The 315-nt window shown below is 63.8% G+C and carries 1 tRNA gene; it reads left to right on the top strand.

Features of this window, described 5'->3' with window-relative positions:
- Positions 1 to 206: 206 nt before the first annotated feature.
- Positions 207 to 291 (top strand) — tRNA-Leu (locus UK12_RS34845).
- Positions 292 to 315: the final 24 nt, after the last annotated feature.

The raw sequence follows: 315 nt of genomic DNA, 5'->3' as shown, positions 1-315 counted from the left end.
CCACTCACCGGCGCCTCCGTCTCCACCGCCGACCTCACACGCACCGCACACCTGCCTGCCTTGCGACCTTCTGCCCTATTCCTCCCGACTGCGGCGGCAACCCACCCCCGGACGACAGATACCCAGGTGAGAAGCACGCCCGAAACCTGGTAATGGTGTGTCTGTCGCAACGGGGCGCAGGAAGAAAAACCCGAGGGACACACACTGTCCGGGTGGCGGAATGGCAGACGCGCTAGCTTGAGGTGCTAGTGCCCTTTATCGGGCGTGGGGGTTCAAGTCATCCCTCGGAGAGCAGCGAGACGCTGGTCACAACTG

This window comes from Saccharothrix sp. ST-888 (assembly GCF_000955975.1).
Classification (GTDB): Bacteria; Actinomycetota; Actinomycetes; order Streptomycetales; family Streptomycetaceae; genus Kitasatospora.
Note: the sequence above shows the minus strand (reverse complement) of the source record. Positions and strands in the feature narration are given on the sequence as shown.